This window comes from Bacillus sp. 165 (assembly GCF_017742235.1).
In the GTDB taxonomy this organism is placed as follows: Bacteria; Bacillota; Bacilli; order Bacillales; family Bacillaceae_G; genus JAGHKQ01.
This window is the reverse complement of record NZ_JAGHKQ010000004.1, coordinates 20,452-36,108: the sequence shown is the minus strand read 5'-3', so window position 1 is coordinate 36,108 and position 15,657 is coordinate 20,452. Positions and strand designations below refer to the sequence as shown.

Below are 15,657 nucleotides of genomic sequence, written 5' to 3'. Positions count from 1 at the left end.
CGCTCCTTATTAATCTAGAAACAGTACTTGTTCAATTGTTCCTTCAAGCAGCAATTCCTCTGGAAGTATGGTTTTGATAACAAAGGAGTTTCCTTTAATCAACAGCTGACCTTGCTTTAACAGTAAACGTACCTCAGTATCGGAGAATGCAAGCAGTCCCCTATGATTTTCTATATAAATATGAATCTGACCAACCATAGTGATTCGAGGCAGATCCATAAGCACATCAGCAGGCAGGTCCATCTTCTTTGTAATCCAACTCTTCACTTGCTGTTGCAGCTTTTTCATCGAAGAACCCCCTCTCCATTCATATGTATGAAAAAAATGCTTGTACTAGCACCGGAGAAAAGAATAAAAAAGCATAAAAAAACGTCTCGTGAACGAGACGTTTTTTTATGCTAATAATTGTGAAACAAGCTTGTTAACTAAAGAGCCATCCGCTTTACCTTTTACTTTCGGCATAAGGGCGCCCATTACTTTACCCATATCAGCTTTGGAAGCTGCACCTACTTCTTCGATAACTTGCGCAACGATATTTTTCAGTTCTTCTTCTGTTAGCTGTTTAGGCAAATATGTTTCCAAAATCTGAAATTCATTCTTGATTTTATCAACAAGGTCTTCGCGACCAGCTTTTTCAAATTCAAGGAGGGAGTCTTTACGCTGCTTTGCTTCACGCATCAATACTGTCAACTCCTCTTCTTCTGTTAAAGAAGAATTGCCGACTTTGATAGCTTCATTCTGTATAGCAGCTTTAACCATACGGATTACACTTAATTTCTCTTTTTCTTTGTTTCTCATTGCTTGTTTCATATCATCATTTAGACGATCGAGAAGACTCATAAATACACCCTCTCTTAGAATTTGCGCTTTCTAGCTGCTTCAGACTTTTTCTTACGTTTTACGCTTGGCTTTTCGTAGAACTCGCGCTTTCTTGCCTCTGCAAGCGTACCAGTTTTAGAAACTGATCTCTTAAAACGACGAAGTGCATCCTCCAAAGATTCGTTTTTACGAACGACTGTTTTAGACATCCTACTTTCCCTCCCTCCGAACGTTCACTTACATCATAAACTTATGCATGCAAAAGGAAGACCTTTTCAGCATGTCTTTTACGATTATAATATATTGCATCCTACTTGGTCAACTGTCTGACGAGAATTTCACTGATAGAAAAGTGATTTCATACCGTTTAAAATATTAAATGAATTCCTTACAAATCAGTCTGTTTAGTCATTTATTTTTAACAGTTACTAATAAAAAAAGAAGACTGAATCCAGTCTTCTTTTTTTATTAGTAACTTGTAGTTGATGTTTTTCCACTTACTAAAGCAACACCAGAGCTTGTACCGATACGAGTCGCTCCCGCTTGTACCATTTCTTCCATACCTTTTAAATCACGCACTCCACCAGAAGCTTTCACACCGATATCCGGTCCAACTGTCTTTCTCATCAACGCAACGTCCTCTATTGTTGCACCGCCAGTGGAGAAGCCTGTAGAAGTTTTGACAAAATCTGCACCAGCTTTTACAGATAATTTACAAGCACGCACTTTTTCTTCTTCTGTTAGTAAACAAGTTTCAATAATAACTTTTACTATGGCCTTCCCTTTTGCAGCTTCCACCACAGCACGTACGTCACGCTCTACAAGCTCATCATTTTTATCTTGTAAAGCACCAATATTAATAACCATATCAACTTCTGTCGCGCCTTTTTTGATCGCATCAGTTGTTTCAAATGCCTTTGTTTCCGGTGTTGTTGCTCCCAATGGGAAGCCAATAACCGTACACACCTTTACTTCAGAGCCTTTCAAAAGCTCTGCTGCTGTTTCAACCCAAGTCGGGTTAACACAAACAGAAGCGAAACTATGCTGCTTTGCTTCTTCGCATAATGTAACAATTGCATCTTTTTTTGTATCCGCTTTTAACAATGTGTGGTCAATTAATTTAGCATATTCCATGCACAATATCCCCTTCCATAATGACTATGTACTGATTCTTCAGTTGTCTGACGACTAACCATTACTTTGATTATACCATAAACAAATAACAATATGGAGAATTTCTAACTCCTTTTTTACTTTTCACTTATTAGTATCTTTTCATTCAAAAAAAGCATACAAACATGTTGTTTGTATGCTTAGGCGCTTGCGCTTTCTTCTAATACTTCATCCAGTATGCGAACAAATTGTCCCTCGTTATATGGATAACCAGCTTTTATAATTTTTATTTTTACCAGTTTGCCAATCATATCTTCTGTTCCCTCAAACACTACTTTTAAGTAGTTATCTGTATAACCAACAAGTTGGCCTTCATTAAATTCTTCTTCTGGAATAACCTCTAACACTTCTCCTTCAAATGCACAGGCGTACTCTTTTGCCAATTGATCAGAAAGAGCAATTAAACGATGTACTCGTTCGTTTTTTACTGCTTCATCCACTTGATCATCCATTCGTGCTGCCGGAGTTCCAGTACGTTTTGAATACGGAAATACATGCAACTCAGAAAAACGGTTATCCTTAATGAAATTGAACGTTTCCATAAACTCTTCTTCCGTTTCACTAGGGAAACCAACAATTACATCAGATGTAATTGCCAAGCCTGGAAGAGCTTCTTTCAAACGATCCAATCGCTCTTTGAAAAATTCCATTGTATACTTGCGGCGCATACGTTTCAATACTGTATTAGAGCCAGATTGAAGCGGAATATGCAGATGACGTACTATTACTTTAGATTCGCGTAGTACTTCAATTACCTCATCTGTAATTTGACTAGCCTCAATGGAAGAAATACGAAGGCGTTTTAACCCTTTTATCTCTCTCTCCATATCTCGCAACAGCATAGCCAGATTATAATCCTTCATATCTTCTCCATAGCCACCTGTATGAATGCCAGTCAAGACAATCTCTTTGTAACCCGCATCTACTAACTGCTGAGCTTGACGAATGACTTCCTTTGGATCGCGAGAACGCATTAAGCCACGTGCCCATGGGATAATGCAAAATGTACAAAAATTATTGCACCCTTCTTGAATTTTGAGAGAAGCGCGAGTACGGTCTGTGAAATAAGGAACATCTAACTCTTCATATACACGTGTTTTCATAATGTTCCTTACACCATTAATCGGCTGGCGTTCTTCTTTATATTGCTCAATATATTCAAGCATTTTCGTGCGATCTTGCGTCCCCACAACAATATCTACACCTGGAATAGCCATAATTTCCGCAGGCGAGGTTTGAGCGTAGCATCCTGTTACACATATAACAGCATCAGGATTTTGACGAACGGCACGACGAATGATTTGACGGCTCTTCTTATCCCCTGTATTTGTTACAGTACATGTATTAATAACGTAAACATCGGCTCTACGTTCAAATTCTGTACGCTCATAGCCTGCTTGTTTAAATAGTTGCCAAATTGCTTCTGTTTCGTAATGATTGACTTTACAACCTAACGTATGAAATGCAACGTGCGGCATAGTATCACCCCATCAGTTCAAAATAATAAGAAACAGCAGATAGTACATACAGAGGAGCTGTTTCCGTGCGTAAAATCCTTGGGCCTAAGCTGCAGCTTACAAATTTATGTTCACGTAAGAGCTGGATTTCCTCTTCACACCATCCACCCTCCGGACCAAATACGATCAATAAACGTGCACCTAACGGCAAACTTTCCAGTGTTTTGACAAAGTTTGCTTTTTCTCCTTGTTTTGCATCTTCTTCATATGCAACAATACACGTATCATACTCTTTGCTAAGGTGAAGAAGCTGTTTAAATGAAACAGGAGTTTCTATCGTTGGTATTGCACTGCGGTGTGATTGCTCCGCAGCCTCCTTGGCAATTTTCGTCCAGCGCTCCACTTTTTTACTGCCCTTTTTTGTATCCCACTTCACAATCGAACGTGACGCTTGAAAAGGGAGAAATGCCTTTGCGCCCAGCTCCGTTCCCTTTTGGATAATAAGCTCAAGCTTATCCCCTTTTGGCAAGCCGCTTGCAATCGTCACTTCAATAGGCAATTCATTGGATTCCTCTACCCATTTTACAACAGTAGCTTTTACAAATTCATTGGTAATTTCATCAATTATACAAAGAGCTGTTTTTTGATTATAACAGCATATAATTTCTTGACCATGTTTCATGCGCATCACTTTTGCAATGTGATGTGCATCGTCACCCGTAATTATAATATTGTTATTTTCTACTGCGCTTTCTTCTATAAAATATCGCTGCATCGTATCACCCTATGATGATTGAGCTCTATTCCCTCACTTACGAATAGAGCTCAATCAGACTAATTATTTCGAGCAATAATTGCTACCCAATCTTCAATCTTCAGTACTTCTTCAATTGTAAAGCCGGATTTCTCTAATGCATCTATTACCTCTTGCTGCTTTGCTTCAATAATTCCCGAGGTAATAAATAAGCCGCCTTGTTTGACAACCTGAGCTGCCTCTTTCGGGAATAAAAGAATAATTTCTGCTAATAGGTTGGCTACAATAACGTCTACAGGGCCTGTAATGCCATTTAGTAAGTTATTTTGATTTACAGCCACAACATGCTGAACATTGTTTAATTCAATATTCATTCTCGCACTCTCTACAGCAACCTCATCTAAATCATATGCTTGGACCGAGGAAGCACCAAGTTTAGCGGCCGCAATACTTAAAATGCCAGATCCTGTTCCAACATCAATTACTGTATCGCCGTGTTTAACCATTTTTTCTAATGCACGAATACACATTACTGTCGTAGGATGGGTTCCTGTCCCAAACGCCATACCCGGATCCAGTTCAATAATACGTTCTCCTTCATGTTCAGCTTTATATTCTTCCCATGTCGGAACGATCGTGAACGTTTCAGATACTTGGATAGGATGATAATATTTCTTCCAAGCTGTAGCCCATTCTTCTTCATCAACTTCACTTACAGTCACTTCATTTTTCCCCAAATCGATATCGTATTGACTAAGGCTGGAAATCGCCGATTTGATTTGTTCTACATTAGCTTCAAAAGAATCATTGATCGGAAGATATGCCTTTACAATGACTCCTTCACTTGGATAATCATCAGGGTTGAGTTGGTAGATTTCTCCGAATCGATTTTCTCGTTCTTTTACTAAATCCAGGGGGTCCTCAATAACAACGCCGCTTGCACCCACTTCATGCAAAATATGAGAAACAGGCTCCACAGCTTCTTGTGTTATATGAACACTGATTTCTGACCATTTCAATTCTACCAACTCCATTTTCTATTCATCTTATTAATTTGCATCCATAGAAACAAGCCCTATGCTGCTAAGCATGGGCAAGAATCCATTTCATAATCACTATCAGTATTACCCTTTAAACGCTCTTTTAAGCTTCGCAAACAAGCCGTCTTCTTTATGAAGCTCATCCTCTGCAAGCTCCTTTAATACTTCTTTTTGGCGAGTAGATAATTTTGTTGGTGTTACTACCCGAACAATAACATATTGATCTCCTTGGCCATATCCTCTGACATTTGGCGCTCCTTTTCCTTTTAAACGGAACTCTGTACCTGTTTGAGTGCCAGCAGGTATTTTCAATTTCACTTTCCCATGCACTGTAGGTACTTCCACTTCATCACCAAGAGCAGCTTGCGCAAACGTTAATGGCATTTCACAGATGATATCATCGCCTTGACGCTCAAAAAACTCATGAGCTTTGACATGGAATACAACATATAAATCTCCCGCAGGGCCGCCGTTTACCCCTGGTTCCCCTTTGCCAGATACACGAATTTGTTGACCATCATCAATTCCCGCTGGAATTTTCACATGAATTTTCTTTCTCTTGCGTACTTTTCCAGAACCGTGACATGTATTACATTTTTCTTTTATGAATTGTCCAGTACCGCTGCAATGCTGACATGTTCGACGATTAACAATACGGCCAAATGGAGTATTTTGCTCAACGTTCACTTGACCGCTTCCCTTACAGTGAGAACATGTTTCCTTGGAAGTTCCTGTTTTTGCGCCTGACCCCTGACATGTATCGCACTCTTCTTCAGTTGGAATTTCAATATCTGTTTCTTTTCCAAAAATGGCTTCTTCAAATTCTAAGGCCATTGAATATTGCAAATCAGCTCCTTGACGAGGTGCGTTTGGATCCCGTCTTCTTCCGCCACCGCCGAAAAAAGTACTAAAGATATCTTCAAAACCAAAGCCGCCAAAATCCCCGCCGCCAAAACCGCCATCAAATCCTTGGTTCGCTCCAGCATGGCCAAATTGATCGTACTGCGTACGTTTTGTATCATCACTTAATACATCATATGCTTCCTGTACTTCTTTAAATTTTTCTGTCGCATCCGCTTCCGTACTTACGTCTGGATGGTACTTTTTCGCAAGTCGACGGTAAGCTTTCTTAATTTCATCTTTAGAGGCCGACTTGCTGACACCAAGCACCTCATAATAATCTCGTTTACTCATAGTATCCAACCCCGACTCCTTTCACATAAAGGTAATTTTATCATTTGAAGAAATACCTTTGCAACAATTACTGTCATACGCACCAACTGTTGAGCAAGCAGGCTCCCCGCTATTCTTTATATTACGACAGTAAAGATATTTTTCATTAGTATTTAAAAAAGCCAAAGTCAAGGCACGCTTGACTTTGACTTTTGTAGTTCTTACTTATCGTCTTTTACTTCTTCAAACTCGGCATCCACTACGTTATCGTTTTTGTTGCCTGCATTTTCAGCGCCTTGAGCTTGCTGAGCTGCTTGTTGCGCTTGCTCATACAGCTTAACGGATAGACTTTGTACAATTTCTTGAAGTGCATCTTTTTTCGCTCGTACTTCTTCAAGATCGTTCTTTTCAATCGCAGCCTTTAATGCATCTTTCGCTTCTTGAGCTTTTGCTGTTTCAGCTGCATCTACTTTACCTTCTAAATCTTTTAATACTTTATCTGTTTGGAAAACAAGCTGGTCTGCTTCATTGCGCAATTCTGCTTCTTCTCTAAGCTTTTTATCTGCCTCAGCATTTAATTCAGCTTCTTTGACCATACGGTCGATTTCTTCATCAGAAAGACCAGAAGAAGATTTAATTGTAATTGTTTGTTCTTTATTTGTTCCTAAGTCTTTTGCACGTACGTTTACAATACCATTTGCATCAATATCAAACGATACTTCAATTTGCGGAATTCCGCGCGGTGCCGGTGGAATGTCAGCTAATTGGAAACGGCCTAGAGTTTTATTATCCGCAGCCATTTGACGTTCCCCTTGTAGCACGTGAATATCTACAGCTGTTTGGTTGTCTGCTGCTGTAGAAAATACTTGGGATTTACTTGTTGGAATTGTTGTGTTACGCTCAATCAATTTTGTAAATACGCCGCCCATTGTTTCAATACCTAAAGAAAGCGGAGTAACGTCTAGTAATAAAACGCCTTTTACATCCCCTGTCAACACGCCGCCTTGGATTGCTGCACCTAACGCTACTACTTCATCAGGATTTACACCTTTGTATGGCTCTTTACCTGTTTCACGCTTAATAGCTTCTTGTACCGCTGGAATACGTGTAGATCCACCAACAAGAATAACTTTATCAAGCTCACTCGCAGAGAAACCTGCATCACGAAGAGCACGACGCGTTGGCTCTAATGTTCTTTCTACTAATGTTGCAGAAAGCTCTTCAAATTTTGCACGAGTTAATGTTACTTCTAAGTGCAGCGGACCTGCTGCGCCCGCGCTGATAAACGGTAAAGAAATTTGCGTTTGTGCTACACCAGAAAGATCTTTTTTTGCTTTTTCTGCAGCGTCTTTTAAGCGCTGAAGAGCCATTTTATCTTGAGAAAGGTCGATGCCATTTTCTTTCTTAAACTCTGCTACTAAGTAGTCAATGATAACTTGGTCAAAATCATCGCCGCCAAGTTTATTGTCTCCTGCAGTTGCAATTACTTCAAACGTGCCTTCTGCCAACTCTAAAATAGATACATCAAACGTACCGCCGCCAAGATCGTATACTAAAATCTTTTGTTCTTGTTCTGTTTTATCTAGTCCATATGCAAGAGCTGCTGCTGTAGGTTCGTTAATGATACGTTCTACTTCCAAACCTGCAACGCGTCCAGCATCTTTTGTTGCTTGGCGCTGCGCATCGTTAAAATAAGCTGGCACAGTGATAACAGCTTTTGTTACTGTCTCGCCTAAATATTCTTCTGCATAAGATTTTAAATGTTGAAGAATGATAGCAGAGATTTCTTGAGGAGTATATTCCTTACCTTCTGCTTCTACTTTATAATCTGTACCCATATGACGCTTGATGGAGATGATTGTATTAGGATTCGTAATTGCCTGACGCTTTGCTACATCTCCAACTTGACGATCTCCGTTTTTAAATGCTACGACAGATGGAGTGGTACGATTTCCTTCCGCATTTGCAATAACTTTTGGCTCTCCGCCTTCCATTACTGCTACACAAGAGTTTGTTGTCCCTAGATCAATACCGATGATTTTACTCATGGTTGTACTTACCCCCTTAATTTATGTAGTTATTGATTTACTTTTACCATAGATGGTCGAATCACTCGATCCTTTAGTTTATATCCCTTTTGAAATTCCTCTACAACCGTATTGGTTTCAAATTCACTGTCTTCTACTTGCATTACTGCTTGGTGCTGATAAGGATCAAACGGCTTTCCTACCGCTTCGATCACTTCTACTCCTTCTTTTGTCAACGCTTCTAAAAGTTGACGATGCACCATCTCCATCCCTTGCAAAATAGAAGATGTTTGCTCATCTTTCGCTTCCATTTTCACCGCTCTTTCAAAGTTATCCAGAGCAGGTAAAATATCAAGCACTAAGCTTTGCGCTCTATACTTTTCAGCTGCCTCTCTATCCAATAGAGTGCGGCGGCGATAATTGTCAAAATCAGCTTGTAAACGAAGCAAACGGTTTTCGGTCTCAGCAAGCTTACCTTCCAGCTCGGTTACTTTTTCTTGTAATACACCAGCATCCTCAAGCTGAACCTCTTCTGCCGAATTCTCTCCCGTTGTATCTTCAGAAGCAGCTACTTCCTCTTCTGACAGCTCCGTCATTTCTTCAATTATTTGTTCGTTGCGCTCTTCCATATTGTTCACCTCCCTCAAAAGCAGAGGATTAGCAGTATTCGCTTCCCCTCTAGGTTCAATCTATTACTTCAAATACATTTGATAAAACGCATCAGACAATTGCTTTGTCACAACCTGCAGCAGGCTAATAACACGCGAATACTGCATTCTTGTAGGACCTAACATAGCAATGGTTCCCAGGTGCTCCTCTCCTACTGAGTAAGTCGCCGTTATTAAGCTGCAATTTTCCATTGCAGAAGATTCATTTTCACGACCAATTTTCACCTGAATACCTACCGTCTTATCACGAAGCATATTATAAACTTGTTCTTCATGCTCAATCATTCTTAACAAAGAAGCTATTTTATGAATATCATGAAATTCTGGCTGAGAGAGCATATTCGTTTTCCCGCCAAAGTACACCTTTTCTGATAACGGAAATTGCAGTGTACCATCCAATAATTTCATCACATCATCATAATCTTGAACGTGAACACGCAATAAAGTCACAATTTCTTTAAACATTTTGTTGTTTAACTCTGATATTGGCACTCCATTAAGTTTGCTGTTTAAAATATTAACCATTTTTTCAATATCCGAAGGCTTGATGGATTCCGGAATTGTAATAGTTTTATTTTGAACATGGCCGGTATCTGTTACGATAATTGCGACTGCCGTATGAGGACCAATTGGAACTACTTGAATGCTTTTCACTCTGTTTTCTTTCATTTTCGGTCCAAGCACGATAGATGTGTAATTTGTTAAGTCAGATAAAATTTGAGCAGATTTTTGAACGACCTTTTCTAATTCAAAGATTCTTTCTGCAAATAAATCCTTAATTTGTATAAGTTCCCTCTCAGGTAAATGTTGCGGTGCAAGAAGATGGTCTACATAAAAGCGATAGCCCTTTTCAGAAGGAACACGTCCGGATGAGCTATGCGTTTTCTCAATATAACCGAGCTCTTCTAAATCTGCCATTTCATTGCGAATAGTAGCAGAACTAAACGTAATCTCTTCTTTTTTTGACAACGTTCTTGAACCAACAGGCTGCGCAGAACCAATAAAATCATCAATGATAATTTGTAGAATTAAGAGCTGACGTTCTGTTAGCATGATATCATCACCTCTGTTAGCACTCTATAGTTTCGAGTGCTAAATCTAATAATAAATTACCAAACTAACTCCGATATGTCAACGCAAACATCTCTTCTTAATCAAGTAAAAAAGATTGGAACACTTCATTTCCAAGTAATTTCCCTTGACGGGTTAGCTTCACACCTTCTCCAGTTTCTTCAATCAAGCCCGATTGTATTTGTTTACTTATCTGCTTGCCAAATACAGAATATAGATCTTGTCCAAATTTATTCAAAAAGTGTTCTTTATTAATACCAGATATTTTTCGCAAGCCAAGAAACATTTCTTCTTCCATTTGCTCTTGTACAGTTACTTCATGAACATTGAGATAAGGAAGTCCTGTTTCCTCGATCTTAGAGAAGTATTTTTTAAGCGGACCGATGTTTGTGATGCGTTTTCCATTTATATAACTGTGGGCTCCCGCGCCAAATCCATAATATGCTTCATTATTCCAGTATGTCAGGTTGTGTTTGCTTTCATAGCCTGGCTTTGCAAAATTGCTGATTTCGTACTGCCCATATTTATGCATTTCCATTTTATCCATTACTAATTCATACATTTTCGCTTCATTTTCTTCTGGAGGAAGGGATAACTTTCCTTTTTGCATCATGATATAAAAGATGGTTTTCGGTTCAATGATAAGTGAATAAGCAGAAAAGTGCGGAATATCCAGTATAAAAGCCATGTCCAATGTTTGCTTTACATCATCTACTGTTTGCTTTGGCAGAGCATAAATCACATCGGCATTAATATTATGAAAGCCGACTTCTTTTGCATCATAAATCGCTTCAAATACATCTTTTGCCGTATGTCTTCTCCCAATTGATTTAAGAAGGTTATCATTAAAGGACTGTACCCCAAAGCTAATGCGATTGACCCCGCCGCTTAAAAGAAGTTTCAACTTTTCCTTCGGCAAATCTCCTGGATTTGCTTCAAATGTTATTTCACAAGTTTCATCTATAGGCTGTAAATGCCTGTGGATGATCTCTAACAACCTTTCTGTTTGCCCCATATTAAGCGAAGTTGGTGTTCCTCCGCCTACAAAAATCGTCTTTAGCTTTTGAAAAGGAGTCGTCTCTACCGTATGTTGTATTTCCTTCTCCAAATAATTTAAATATTCGTCTACCGGCTGTCTTTCAATTAACACTTTGTTGAAATCACAATAATGACAAATATGCTGACAAAACGGAATATGGATATAAGCTGATTCAATCAAATATGTTCACTACCTTTTTACTAAATTACGTACTGTTTTTTACATTTTACCCAAATGCTATTGTCCTGTTCCAAGCTATGCAAAAATGCCGCAGAGCATTCTGCGGCATTTTTTTACTTATTTTCATCCATACGAAGAACAGCCATAAATGCTTCTTGTGGTACTTCTACAGAACCAATAGATTTCATGCGTTTTTTTCCTTCTTTTTGCTTTTCAAGAAGTTTACGCTTACGTGAAATATCACCGCCGTAACACTTCGCTAAAACGTTTTTCCGCATTGCTTTAATAGTAGAACGTGCCACAATTTTATTTCCAATTGCAGCCTGTACCGGAACCTCAAACTGCTGTCTCGGAATAAGCTCTTTCAGTTTTTCTACAATTATCTTTCCGCGATCATATGCTGAATCACGGTGAACGATAAAGGACAAGGCATCTACTGTTTCTGCGTTCAAAAGAATGTCCATCTTCACAAGCTTGGATGGCCTATACCCAATCAGCTCATAATCGAAAGATGCATACCCTTTTGTACTGGATTTTAACTGATCAAAGAAATCGTATACGATTTCAGAAAGCGGAATTTCATAGGTTAAGGTTACGCGTGATTGATCAAGGTACTGCATATCTATAAAGGTTCCGCGTTTTCCTTGACATATTTCCATTACTGCCCCTACATAGTCATTTGGCACCATAATAGTCGCTTTTACATAAGGCTCTTCTACACGATCAATTGTCTGTGGATCCGGCATATTGGACGGATTATCGACAATTAGTTCTTGTCCGTTTGTTAAATAAACTGTATAGATTACGCTCGGAGCCGTTGTAATTAAGTCAATTTTAAACTCACGCTCAATGCGCTCTTGAATGATTTCCATGTGCAATAGCCCTAAGAAGCCGCAACGGAATCCAAAACCAAGCGCCTGAGAAGTTTCTGGTTCAAATTGTAAAGCAGAATCGTTAAGTTGCAGTTTTTCCAATGCTTCACGAAGGTCGTTATAGCGTACATTATCAATTGGATAGAGACCACAAAATACCATTGGATTCATCTTTCTGTATCCAGGAAGCGGCTCTGAAGCTGGACGTTTTGCATGCGTGATTGTATCCCCCACACGCGTATCTCCAACATTTTTAATAGAGGCTGTTAAAAACCCTACATCCCCTACGGTTAACTCATCACAAAGCACAGGTCTTGGAGTATGAACACCAACCTCTGTTACTTCAAACTCCTTGCCTGTTGCCATCATGCGTATTTTATCGCCAACTCTTACCGTTCCATTTACCACACGAATAGAAGCAATAACACCGCGATATGCATCGTATAACGAATCGAATATCAACGCCTGTAAAGGTGCTTCTGGATCACCCTCCGGTGCAGGAACCTTTTCCACGATTTGCTCTAAAATTTCCTCTATACCAATACCAGCCTTGGCAGAAGCAAGAACAGCCTCGGACGCATCCAAACCAATTACGTCTTCAACCTCTTGACGAACACGTTCAGGGTCGGCACTTGGCAAATCAATTTTGTTAATAACTGGCAAAATTTCCAGATTGTTATCTAATGCAAGATAGACGTTTGCTAACGTTTGGGCTTCAATCCCTTGTGCAGCATCAACTACAAGGATAGCTCCTTCACATGCCGCTAAACTGCGTGATACTTCATACGTAAAGTCTACGTGTCCTGGTGTATCAATCAGGTGCATAATATACGTTTCGCCGTCTTTTGCCTTATAGTGCAGTTGAACAGCATTTAATTTAATTGTGATTCCACGCTCACGTTCCAAGTCCATAGAATCCAATAATTGATCCTTCATCTCGCGTTGTGTTAATGCGTTTGTTTTTTCTAAGATACGGTCTGCCAACGTAGACTTTCCGTGGTCAATATGTGCAATAATAGAAAAGTTTCGAATTTTAGATTGCCTGTTTGCTCTTTCTTCTATGTTCATTCTTTTATTCACTCCTAGTAATCTCGCCAACATACACTAGCATTGATTATATCAATACAGCACCGAACATTCAATCAAAACTGATGAAAAGAAAGTCCTTGTATTTACTCTCATAGTATATACTTGTTTGCTCAGACACAATAGTGGAAAAAATACGCTATCACTGCGTACGTCTTCTGCAAGCAGCTGTATAGCTCGTAAGTCTTCTGTACTTGTATCTGTAGAACAAAAATTATGATTTCTTATACATCAATATGTCTAAAATAAAAAATACATTGAAGGTCTTCAATGTATTTTCATATTTTGTTCAATTCCACAAAAATATCTTTAATTTTCCCTACTACTGTGTTAGTCGAAATTTGCACTACTTTTTCTACTCCACCAGCCAATGCATCGCCCATTTTGGAAAATAAATTAAAGCTTTTCAATTTCTCTAACTTTTTTTGTTTCTCTTCAATAGTGATGTTTTTTCCTAAAAAAGAGGCTTTCATGTCTCCGCTCTCAGTTCCACTTATTTTTGCCACTTGTTCAAATGTTGGATCATCATAACCCTTCATCTTCTTTAAACCATCGTTTGCGAGCTGCATACCTAACAATACTCCAATAAATAAAACAGTCAAAAGCAACAAACATCGTATCATGAACCTCTTCACGTTCTCTTTTCCTTTCTTCGCAAAACTACAAAGTTAATGTGTATAAGCTCCTGCATTATCTTGATTTACTTCATTATGCAATGCTGCATTAAGTCCGCTGGCAATAATATTAGCCATATCTTCAATAAATGCGTCCACTTCTTTTGGAGTCACCATTAAATTATGTCCTAATGGCGCCAATACTTCTTGAATTAACTTTCGTTTTTCTGTCTCTTCCAAAGTACCCACGATTCCCATAAAAGTATTCCGTTGTTTTTCGTTAGGCATATCCTCTTCTGTTAATTTTTTCTTTTCACCAAAGGAAAATCCAGCCGGCAATAACGAGCGAGACGGCTTTCCTCCTTCTTTCATCTCTCGTCCAAAGTGCTTTAAAATAAAATCAATTGTATCGCTTGTAATAGATACTGCGTCTACCACTGTAGGAACACCGATTGCAATGACTGGAACACCCAATGTCTCCTTGCTCAGTTCTTTACGCTTATTACCAATTCCCGAACCAGGATGAATGCCTGTATCCGAAATCTGAATCGTGCTGTTAACTCTCTCAATAGAACGTGAAGCCAACGCATCGATCGCAATAACAAAATCAGGCTTCACCTTTTCCACTACTCCAAAAATAATGTCACTTGTCTCAATTCCTGTAATCCCCATAACACCCGGACTCAAAGCACTCACTGGACGAAACCCTTCTTCTACGCTCTCAGGCTGCAGTTGAAATAAATGACGGGTAACGAGTAAATTCTCAACAACAGCAGGCCCGAGTGCGTCAGGTGTAACATTCCAGTTTCCCAATCCTACAACGAGACAGCTCGCATCCTCAGAAATACCTGCTTCCTGTAAAAAATAGTGAAATTCTCGTGCAAAAACACTTTCTACTTTTTGCTGGAGTTCTGTATCTTGCTGCCGCACTCCTTGCACCTCTAGCGTTAAATAATTTCCAGGCTTTTTCCCCATGGATTCAGACGCCGCATCTTGAATAACTACTTTTGTAATCTTAATAGTGTCCTCTTCCCGTTCCTTCACAATTACACCATTAATAGCTCTTGGTATTTCCTGCTTCTCTTCCAACATTTGATGCGCTTCTACAGCTAAATCAGTACGAATAGCATATTTACTCAAATCTAATGATTCGCTCATGCAATCTCCTCCACCAGTCGTATATTGTACAATTTAGGGTTCCCAAAATTTAACTCTTTCATTCTAAATGCTGGATTCATGAAAATTCACCTCACATCACTATTGCAATTCTTCTGTTCGTTTGATAGAATATCTCTTGTTCTATGTAAGTATCGAGTTCTATTTCTCGATGGCACCAGGGAGGTGAAAGAAATGGCAAACATTAAATCTGCTATCAAACGCGCTAAAGTTAGCGAAGAGCGTCGTGCACATAATGCTTCTCTAAAATCTGACATGCGTACAGCTGTTAAGAATGCTGAAGCTGTAATCAACAATAATGATGTAGAAAACGCAAAAGAAGCTTTACTTGCAGCTTCTAAGAAACTTGACAAAGCGGTAAGCAAAGGCTTAGTCCACAAAAACGCTGCTGCTCGTAAAAAATCTCGTTTAGCAAAAAGATTAAACGGAATTAACGCTTAATTTGCCATAAAACGATCCGGCCGGGTCGTTTTTTTCTTTTTATAAAAAAGCTCATGCAGGTGGCTGC

Annotated in this window: 16 protein-coding genes; 1 reads left to right on the top strand and 15 read right to left on the bottom strand. The window is 39.1% G+C overall.

What is annotated here, in order from left to right; translation table 11 throughout:
• Positions 1-9: 9 nt before the first annotated feature.
• The 15 genes from yqfC to gpr form a co-directional block, all read right to left on the bottom strand.
• On the bottom strand, positions 10-288 hold the full coding sequence (gene yqfC, locus J7Q84_RS07790; RefSeq protein WP_209093965.1) for a sporulation protein YqfC: 279 nt from the start codon (positions 286-288) through the stop codon (positions 10-12).
• A 105-nt stretch (positions 289-393) separates the two neighbouring features.
• Positions 394-840 (bottom strand): GatB/YqeY domain-containing protein, encoded by a 447-nt coding sequence (locus J7Q84_RS07785; RefSeq protein WP_209093964.1) that lies wholly within the window; start codon positions 838-840, stop codon positions 394-396.
• 14 nt (positions 841-854) lie between these two features.
• Positions 855-1,028: a 30S ribosomal protein S21 gene (rpsU, locus tag J7Q84_RS07780; RefSeq protein ID WP_000048061.1), complete on the bottom strand. Its 174-nt coding sequence runs from the start codon at positions 1,026-1,028 to the stop codon at positions 855-857.
• A 259-nt stretch (positions 1,029-1,287) separates the two neighbouring features.
• The gene (gene deoC / locus J7Q84_RS07775) at positions 1,288-1,953 is read right to left on the bottom strand and encodes a deoxyribose-phosphate aldolase (RefSeq protein ID WP_209093963.1); all 666 of its coding nucleotides are present in this window, start codon (positions 1,951-1,953) and stop codon (positions 1,288-1,290) included.
• 179 nt (positions 1,954-2,132) lie between these two features.
• Complete coding sequence (gene mtaB, locus J7Q84_RS07770) at positions 2,133-3,470, bottom strand: tRNA (N(6)-L-threonylcarbamoyladenosine(37)-C(2))-methylthiotransferase MtaB (protein ID WP_209093962.1); 1,338 nt, start codon at positions 3,468-3,470, stop codon at positions 2,133-2,135.
• Positions 3,471-3,474: 4 nt separating this feature from the next.
• The gene (locus J7Q84_RS07765; protein WP_209093961.1) at positions 3,475-4,224 is read right to left on the bottom strand and encodes a 16S rRNA (uracil(1498)-N(3))-methyltransferase; all 750 of its coding nucleotides are present in this window, start codon (positions 4,222-4,224) and stop codon (positions 3,475-3,477) included.
• A gap of 59 nt (positions 4,225-4,283) precedes the next feature.
• Positions 4,284-5,222, bottom strand: coding sequence for a 50S ribosomal protein L11 methyltransferase (gene prmA / locus J7Q84_RS07760; RefSeq protein WP_209094257.1), 939 nt, complete (start codon positions 5,220-5,222; stop codon positions 4,284-4,286).
• A 105-nt stretch (positions 5,223-5,327) separates the two neighbouring features.
• A complete protein-coding gene (gene dnaJ, locus J7Q84_RS07755) occupies positions 5,328-6,437 on the bottom strand; it encodes a molecular chaperone DnaJ (RefSeq protein WP_209093960.1) in 1,110 nt (369 codons plus the stop codon).
• 200 nt (positions 6,438-6,637) lie between these two features.
• The gene (gene dnaK / locus J7Q84_RS07750; protein ID WP_209093959.1) at positions 6,638-8,464 is read right to left on the bottom strand and encodes a molecular chaperone DnaK; all 1,827 of its coding nucleotides are present in this window, start codon (positions 8,462-8,464) and stop codon (positions 6,638-6,640) included.
• Between the two features lie 29 nt (positions 8,465-8,493).
• Complete coding sequence (gene grpE / locus J7Q84_RS07745) at positions 8,494-9,072, bottom strand: nucleotide exchange factor GrpE (RefSeq protein WP_209093958.1); 579 nt, start codon at positions 9,070-9,072, stop codon at positions 8,494-8,496.
• A 63-nt stretch (positions 9,073-9,135) separates the two neighbouring features.
• Entirely contained in the window at positions 9,136-10,164 is a 1,029-nt protein-coding gene (hrcA, locus tag J7Q84_RS07740) for a heat-inducible transcriptional repressor HrcA (protein WP_209093957.1), read from the bottom strand.
• Positions 10,165-10,261: 97 nt separating this feature from the next.
• On the bottom strand, positions 10,262-11,401 hold the full coding sequence (gene hemW / locus J7Q84_RS07735; protein WP_209093956.1) for a radical SAM family heme chaperone HemW: 1,140 nt from the start codon (positions 11,399-11,401) through the stop codon (positions 10,262-10,264).
• A 113-nt stretch (positions 11,402-11,514) separates the two neighbouring features.
• Positions 11,515-13,341, bottom strand: a complete 1,827-nt coding sequence (gene lepA, locus J7Q84_RS07730; RefSeq protein WP_209093955.1) for a translation elongation factor 4 — start codon at positions 13,339-13,341, stop codon at positions 11,515-11,517.
• Between the two features lie 296 nt (positions 13,342-13,637).
• The gene (locus tag J7Q84_RS07725) at positions 13,638-13,982 is read right to left on the bottom strand and encodes a YqxA family protein (protein ID WP_209093954.1); all 345 of its coding nucleotides are present in this window, start codon (positions 13,980-13,982) and stop codon (positions 13,638-13,640) included.
• Between the two features lie 45 nt (positions 13,983-14,027).
• Positions 14,028-15,131 carry a GPR endopeptidase gene (gene gpr, locus J7Q84_RS07720; RefSeq protein ID WP_209093953.1) on the bottom strand — a complete coding sequence of 368 codons (1,104 nt, stop codon included), beginning with the start codon at positions 15,129-15,131 and terminating at the stop codon, positions 14,028-14,030.
• 192 nt (positions 15,132-15,323) lie between these two features.
• On the opposite strand from gpr, the gene rpsT reads away from it, so the two are divergent.
• Positions 15,324-15,590 carry a 30S ribosomal protein S20 gene (gene rpsT / locus J7Q84_RS07715; RefSeq protein WP_209093952.1) on the top strand — a complete coding sequence of 89 codons (267 nt, stop codon included), beginning with the start codon at positions 15,324-15,326 and terminating at the stop codon, positions 15,588-15,590.
• Positions 15,591-15,657: the final 67 nt, after the last annotated feature.